General features: G+C 35.2%; 4 protein-coding genes. 1 reads left to right on the top strand and 3 read right to left on the bottom strand.

The window, feature by feature from the left end; all coding sequences use genetic code 11:
- Positions 1 to 101 precede the first annotated feature (101 nt).
- Positions 102 to 644: a TetR/AcrR family transcriptional regulator gene (locus ADJ60_RS02800; RefSeq protein ID WP_049543303.1), complete on the bottom strand. Its 543-nt coding sequence runs from the start codon at positions 642 to 644 to the stop codon at positions 102 to 104.
- 127 nt (positions 645 to 771) lie between these two features.
- On the opposite strand from ADJ60_RS02800, the gene ADJ60_RS02795 reads away from it, so the two are divergent.
- Positions 772 to 3,414: a YhgE/Pip domain-containing protein gene (locus ADJ60_RS02795; protein ID WP_049543301.1), complete on the top strand. Its 2,643-nt coding sequence runs from the start codon at positions 772 to 774 to the stop codon at positions 3,412 to 3,414.
- Between the two features lie 29 nt (positions 3,415 to 3,443).
- Here ADJ60_RS02795 and ADJ60_RS02790 read toward each other — a convergent pair whose 3' ends face one another.
- Both ADJ60_RS02790 and ADJ60_RS02785 read right to left on the bottom strand, forming a co-directional pair.
- The gene (locus ADJ60_RS02790; RefSeq protein ID WP_049543299.1) at positions 3,444 to 5,987 is read right to left on the bottom strand and encodes a YfhO family protein; all 2,544 of its coding nucleotides are present in this window, start codon (positions 5,985 to 5,987) and stop codon (positions 3,444 to 3,446) included.
- A 58-nt stretch (positions 5,988 to 6,045) separates the two neighbouring features.
- Positions 6,046 to 7,668: an ATP-binding cassette domain-containing protein gene (locus ADJ60_RS02785; protein ID WP_000958782.1), complete on the bottom strand. Its 1,623-nt coding sequence runs from the start codon at positions 7,666 to 7,668 to the stop codon at positions 6,046 to 6,048.
- Positions 7,669 to 7,726 lie beyond the last annotated feature (58 nt).

Genomic DNA, 7,726 nt, shown 5'->3' with positions numbered 1-7,726 from the left:
AGTTGGTAGTAGCGCATGACTGTTAATCATGATGTCGTAGGTTCGAGTCCTACTGGCGGAGTATAGATAAAAGGGAACACAACTGTGTTCCTCTTTTTGTATCAATTTGTATCACCAAGCATTTTCATAAGGAAGTTTGTTATTTCTTGAGGACTTTCTTTTTTTCCATGTGCAATCCAAGTTTGGCAGACACCAAAAAGTGCGTGAGTTAGATAGATGCTACTATATTCTAATTCAGTGGTATTGAGATTCAGTTGCATAAAGTGTTTTTGTAAATCTGTGCTGAGCATGATATGAAGTTTATTTCGTAAGAAATTTTGGATTTCTTTGGTCCCGTTTTCAGAAAGAAGAGCAGCCAGAAGTGGTTCTGACTCTAGATATTCAAATACTTCTAAAATAGCATCTCTTTTGTGATGAGCATGTTTTTTAAAAATATATTCAAATGTATGAAATAGCTTGCTTTGATAGTGCTCAATCATATCATACTTATCCTTATAGTGAGTATAGAAGCTGGAACGACTAATTCCGGCTTTTTCTGTTAACTTGACAGTAGAAATTTGATCAAATGGTTGTTCCATTAGTAATTGTACCATAGCATTTTCAATAGTTCTCTTTGTTTTTAAGCGTTTGTTACTTTCTTGCATATTTCCTCCTTGTAAACAAATTAGACTATATGTCTAAAAATGGATTTTTTATCTTGTAATTTAGATTTTTTATTGTATAATCTATTATATCAAAATTTTAGACAATATGTTTAAAAAAGGAGAAACTATGTTGAAAGAATGGAAAGCAATTTTAAAAAAACCAACCTTTATTATTGTCATGATAGGGATTTCTCTTATTCCAGCTCTGTACAATATCATATTTTTATCCTCAATGTGGGATCCATATGGGAAATTGTCTGACTTACCTGTGGCAGTTGTCAATCATGATAAAGAGGTTTCCTATAATGGTAATAGCATGTCTATAGGAAAAGACATGGTGTCCAATTTAAAAGAAAATAAAACCTTGGATTTTCATTTTGTAGATGAAGAGGAAGGAAAGAAGGGATTGGAAGATGGCGATTACTATATGGTAGTGACTTTACCAAGTGATTTATCTGAAAAAGCAGCTTCTATTTTAACGAATCACTCAGAGCAAATGCAAATCAATTATCAGACTTCAAGTGGTCATAGCTTTATTGCCAGCAAGATGAGTGATTCTGCAATGACACAATTGAAGCAGAATGTTTCTACAAATGTAACTGAGACCTATACTAAAGCCTTATTCAACAAAATGGTCGATTTAAAGGATGGTATGAGTCAAGCAGCTTCAGGCAGTGAAAAATTAACTGATGGAGCGAATCAGTTAGTGGCAGGAAGTCAAACATTAACTACCAACCTACACTCTTTAGCAGCTTCAAGTTTAACATTTTCAAATGGAACGGAGCAGTTTACTAAAGGATTATTCTCTTATGTCTCTGGTGTTGAACAACTTCATCTTGGCTTAGGGAATTTTAATAGTGGTTTAGTTACATATACTGGTGCAGTGAGTCAATTAGATAGCGGATTAGGTCAATTATCTTCTAAAAGTCCTGAATTAGTAAGGGGAATCAATCAGTTATATACTGGTGTAGAGTCCTATACTGACGGTGTTTCTAAGCTTAATGCTGGTCTTAATCAATTTTCATCTGGTGTTAGTTCCTACACTAATGGAGTGGGAAGTCTTGCAGCAGGTGCTAATCAGTTATCTAATCAATCAGCTACACTTCGAATGGGTGTGGAGCAATTAAGTGAAGGAATTCAACAACTTTCTAGCAAGTTAGATGCTTCGTCTGAGCAAAAAGATCAAATTAATCAATTATCTTCTGGTCTAAATCAGTTAAATCAAGCTATTCAAAATATTGATGTTGGAGATACAAAACAATTAGATTCTGTTTTATCAAGTATAGTATCTCTTTCTAATCAAATGTTAGCAAGTGCTCAGTCTGATAAAGCGACTACATTATCTAATATTCAATCGACAGCAGCTTATCAATCTTTGACAAGTGAGCAACAAGCTGAGATAAGTGCTTCTGTATCTCAAAATTCGACTGATAGTATTCAATCAGCACAGTCAATTGTAGCTTTAGTTCAAGGTTTACAGGGAAGTTTGGAAAACTTACAAAATCAATCTTCAAATCTTTCGACATTAAAAAATCAAGCTAATCAAGTATTACCGCTTGCTTCTACTTCGTTGACAGGATTGTCAAGTGGATTAACAGAGATACAAGGAGCTGTTGCTAGCAAATTAGTTCCTGCCAGTCAGTCGATTACATCGGGGGTAAATGCATATACTGCAGGTGTTGATAAAGTTTCTCAAGGCGCAAGTCAACTAAGTGAAAAGAATTCCACCTTGACAGGTAGTTTGGATCAATTAGTTTCAGGCTCAACTACCTTGACACAAAAATCTTCTAACTTGACAACAGGAGTTGGTCAATTAGTTGAAAAAACTCCAGAATTAGTGTCTGGTATTGAAAAATTATCAACTGGCTCTAACCAATTGAATCAAAAGAGTCAAGAATTGATAGCAGGAGTTGATAAATTGCAGTCAGGCTCTAGCCAACTAGCTGACAAATCCAGTCAGTTAATTTCAGGTGCTTCTCAATTAGAAAGTGGAGCTAATAAATTGGCAGATGGAGCTGGTAAACTAGCAGAAGGTGGAACAAAGTTAACTTCTGGATTGGAAGGTTTACAGACAGGAGTTGCTTCTTTAGGACAAGGACTAAGTAATGCTAGTGATCAACTCAAATCAGCATCTACGGAATCTCAAAATGCAGAGATTTTGACAAATCCACTCAATCTTTCAAAAACAGACAATGATCAAGTTCCTGTAAATGGAATTGCAATGGCTCCTTATATGATATCAGTTGCTCTCTTTGTTGCAGCAATATCAACGAATATGATCTTTGCGAAGTTGCCTTCAGGACGTCATCCGGAGAGCCGTTGGGCTTGGTTGAAATCTCGAGCTGAAATAAATGGTATTATAGCTGTTTTAGCAGGAATTTTGGTATATGGAGGAGTTCATCTTATTGGTTTAACTGCAAATCATGAGATGAGAACACTTATTCTCATTATCCTAACAAGTTTAGTATTTATGTCCATGGTGACCGCTTTAACAACATGGAATAGCCGTATAGGAGCTTTCTTTTCTCTTATTTTGCTTTTATTACAGTTAGCATCAAGTGCAGGTACTTACCCACTTGCTTTGACAAATAATTTCTTTAGAACTATTAATCCCTGGTTACCAATGAGTTATTCAGTTTCGGGATTACGACAAACAATCTCTATGACAGGAAATATTCATCATCAAGTCATTTTCCTTGTTGTGATATTAGCCCTATTTATTGGTTTAGGTATGATAGCCTATCAACCTAAGAAAATGGAAGAAGATTAAAAAAATCGACCGCTTAATCGGTCGATTTTTTATGCCTTAGATGACTTTCGTTTGTGATTATAAATTCCAAATAGTAAAAGTGAAGTAAAGGAACAGATTGCTCCAGTAATAAAACCATTGGGAATAAAGGAAAGTGTAATAGTTCCTTTCCCTTTAGGAATATCAACTTTCATAAAACCAGTTTGAGCTTGTTTAATTTCTATTTTCTTACCATCTTGGTAGGCAGACCAACCTTTGTCATAAGGAATGGTGAAGAAAATAGATGTATCTTGTTGGACATCATATGTAGCAAAGACCTTGTTTTTAGAAGTTGATACTGTGACAGGTTGTTCTTTAATTTTTTGAATTGCCTCGGTGAAAGTTTTGGTATCTAAACGATAGAAGGTAGGAGATTCAAATGATACTTGTGAAGTTCCAGGGAAACTAACATTGATATTGAAAGTCTTTTTCTCTTTTGTATAGCCTAGATTAAAGAAGGAGAATGCATTATCAGTTGTAAAAGTTTTCTTTTCCCCATTGACAAGGATGTCAACCTTCTTTTGTTTATCATTAGAAAAGTGAAGGTTTGTGAAAGAAAGATAAACTTGGCTGTTTTCGGGAATCTCAATTTGATACTGGATTGCTGCATCCTCATTTGAAGAACTTGTGACACTAATCAAATCATTAGTATTTTCTGTTTTGTCATAAGGGATTGGAGAAAAATAATCAAAATCGACGTTAGCAAGTTGATTTAGAAACGAGGCTTGATTATCCAAAGTGTGTTCATTGAACTTGACATCATTGTAAACAGATTGACTAGCAAATGCAATCGGAAGAGAGAATTGATTTTCATATAGGGTAAGATTATCTTTTTGATATACATCTTGGAAACCATACTTATCACTAGGACTATCTGAGATATTGTACTGGATACCAAATAAACTATCAGCCAAAATACTATTATTGGCATAGCGGAGATTGAGATTAGTCCCAGAGGATTTAAAGCCAAGTTTATCCAAAGTAGAGCTTGCTGAACGATTTCGAACAGATGAAAATTGAGAGATTCCATTGTAGTTGAATTTCATACTGTCATTTCCTGTCTGAGTTTGTAGTTTTTCAGTACGAGTAAATTGATTTCCAATATATGCTGAGAAAGATTCCATAGCTGGGATATCTCGATTATATGAACTTCGAGAAGCAAAACCCCATTCTTTAGCAATTCCGTCTATTTGAGATGAAGCATTTAAACTCATTTCAACCATTATAAATAAAGAGATTAGAATGGCAAATAGATTTACAGAGATAAACTTTTTGATAACTGCAAGGAGTAAAAGCGAATAGACAACCAAAAATTCAAGAGTAAGCAGAATATTCAAATCTGTTAAAAAAGAATAATGCGATTTTAGATAGATGGTAGCTAAAAATCCTGTTACTAGGAGAAAAAGCGAAACTAAAAAATTCCAGATTTTAATTTCTTTCAGACGATTTAAGACTTCTGCTGCTGTATAAATTAACAGGGTAGAGAAAATCCAAGCATAGCGATGTAAAAACATATTTGGAGTATGCATACCTTGCCAAAATAAATCAAAAGCTTCTATATAAAAGCTTGCAATTAGAAATGCAAAGAAAATTGCATAGATAAGTTTCACGTGAAACTTAATAGATTTCATCGTAAAAAATAAAATGGTCAAAATAAAGGGAAGTAGACCGACAAAAATCATTGGGATAGCCCCATACTTTGTTGTATCAAAAGAACCAATGAATTGCTTAGCAAAGAGATCAAGGTACCAGCTATTCTCAGTTTGAAACTTTGTAACTTCAGTCAATTTTTCCCCGTGTGTCTGCAAATCAAACAGAGTAGGAAGAGTCAGAATCAAACTAGCCATACCAGCTAAAACGGAGGTGATTATGAAATCAAGAAAAGATGATATTCGAGTTTTAAAGTCCCAAGAAATTTGGCAGAGATACCAGAAAATAAGAAACAATGCTGTCATATAGCCAAAATAATAGTTTTGGATAAATAAGATTGACAGGCTTGTAAAGTACAATAGGAATTTCTTTTCAGTGATAAGTAGCTGTAAACCAGTTATAATTAAAGGAATCAAGATAAAAACATCTAGCCAGGTTTTTATCTCTAATTGACTGACAGTGAAACTCATCAGAGCATAGGAAGTAGATAAAGCTAGTTTTAAAGGCTTAGGAATCGATTGAAATAATTTATTTAAACTAAAATAAGTTGACAGTCCAATCAATCCAAATTTTAAGAGAGTTGTCAGATAGACAGCATCTGGCATATTCGACAGATTAAAAAAGTAAACTAGAGGTGAAAGGAAACTTCCCAAGTAATAACTGGATAGGGCATAGAAATTTAATCCGAGGCCACTTGTAAAGGTGTAAAACAGACTACCATTTCCATGTAGGATATTTCGTAAAGCTATATCAAAAATAACGTATTGATGAAAGCCATCTCCTAATAGAGGAGAGTTGTCGCTATTCCAGTATATACCTTGAGATAGATATACTCCTATCATAATGATTATGGGAATGATGAAAGAAACAAAATAGGTCCAATATGTTTTAAAAAATAATTTCATGTTACCTCATAAAATGTTAGAAAACTCAGCTGGTTAACCCAACTGAGTTTTGAATATTTTAGTCTTTCCAAAGTTCTTTAACTTTTGCTTGTACTTCTGCATTCTCTAGGAATTCATCATAGGTTTCATCGATACGGTCAATGACGCCATTTTTAGACAAGACAATGATATGGTTGGCTAGAGTTTGAATAAACTCGTGGTCATGGCTGGCAAAGATGATTGATTCTTTAAAGTTTTTCAATCCATCATTCAAGCTTGAGATAGATTCCAAGTCCAAGTGATTGGTTGGATCATCAAGTACAAGGACATTTGATTTTAAGAGCATGAGTTTTGAAAGCATGACACGAACTTTTTCTCCCCCTGACAAGACATTTACAGGTTTGTTAACCTCATCTCCAGAGAAGAGCATACGGCCGAGGAAGCCACGTAGGAAAGTATTGTCATCTTCTTCTTTACTTGCGAATTGACGCAACCAGTCAAGAATTGATTCTCCCCCTGCAAAATCTGCCGAGTTATCTTTTGGCAAGTAAGAACGGCTAGTAGTTACTCCCCACTTGACAGTTCCTTCATAGTCAATGTCACCCATGATTGCACGAATTAATGCAGTCGTTTGGATGTCATTTTGTCCAATAAGCGCTGTCTTATCACCTGGACGCAAGATAAAGCTGATATTATCTAAAATAGTCTCACCATCAATCTTTACAGTTAGATTTTCTACTGTCAAGAGATCATTACCAATCTCACGTTCCGCTTTAAAGTTGATAAATGGATATTTACGACTAGATGGTACAATTTCTTCAAGTTCAATCTTATCAAGCATTTTCTTACGTGATGTTGCCTGTCTTGACTTAGAAGCATTGGCAGAGAAACGAGCAACGAACTCTTGTAATTGCTTAATTTTTTCCTCTGCTTTGGCATTACGGTCTGCCAGCAATTTAGCAGCAAGCTCAGAAGATTCCTTCCAGAAGTCATAGTTTCCGACATAGAGCTTGATTTTTCCAAAGTCAAGGTCGGCCATGTGAGTACATACTTTGTTTAAGAAGTGACGGTCGTGGGATACTACGATAACAGTGTTATCAAAGTCAATCAAGAAGTCTTCTAACCAAGTAATCGATTGGATGTCCAAACCGTTGGTAGGCTCGTCCAATAGAAGCACATCTGGTTTACCAAAAAGTGCTTTGGCAAGGAGAACTTTTACTTTTTCACCGTTGGCCAATTCGCTCATGTTTTGATAGTGCAATTCTTCTGGAATGTTTAGGTTTTGAAGGAGTTGAGAGGCTTCACTTTCTGCTTCCCAACCTCCAAGCTCGGCAAACTCTCCTTCGAGTTCGGCAGCACGCACTCCATCCTCATCTGAGAAATTTTCCTTCATGTAGATGGCATCTTTCTCCTTCATGATGCTATAAAGTTTTTCATTTCCCATGATAACGACATCAATGGCACGTTCGTCTTCATAGTCAAAGTGATTTTGACGAAGAACAGAGAGACGTTCATCTGGACCAAGAGAGATGTGACCAGTAGTAGGTTCGATATCTCCAGCTAAAATTTTTAAAAAGGTAGATTTTCCGGCACCATTAGCACCAATTAATCCGTAAGTATTTCCTTCTGTAAATTTGATATTGACATCATCAAAAAGTTTGCGATCACTAAAACGTAGTGAAACATCAGATACTGTAAGCAATGTTTTTCTCCTATATGTGTAATATATTTATTCTACTAGAAAATACGGAAATATTCAA

Source organism: Streptococcus pseudopneumoniae, from assembly GCF_001076775.1.
Lineage (GTDB): Bacteria > Bacillota > Bacilli > Lactobacillales > Streptococcaceae > Streptococcus > Streptococcus pseudopneumoniae_G.
The sequence above is the reverse complement of the archived record's forward strand: the minus strand, read 5'-3'. Positions and strand labels throughout refer to the sequence as shown.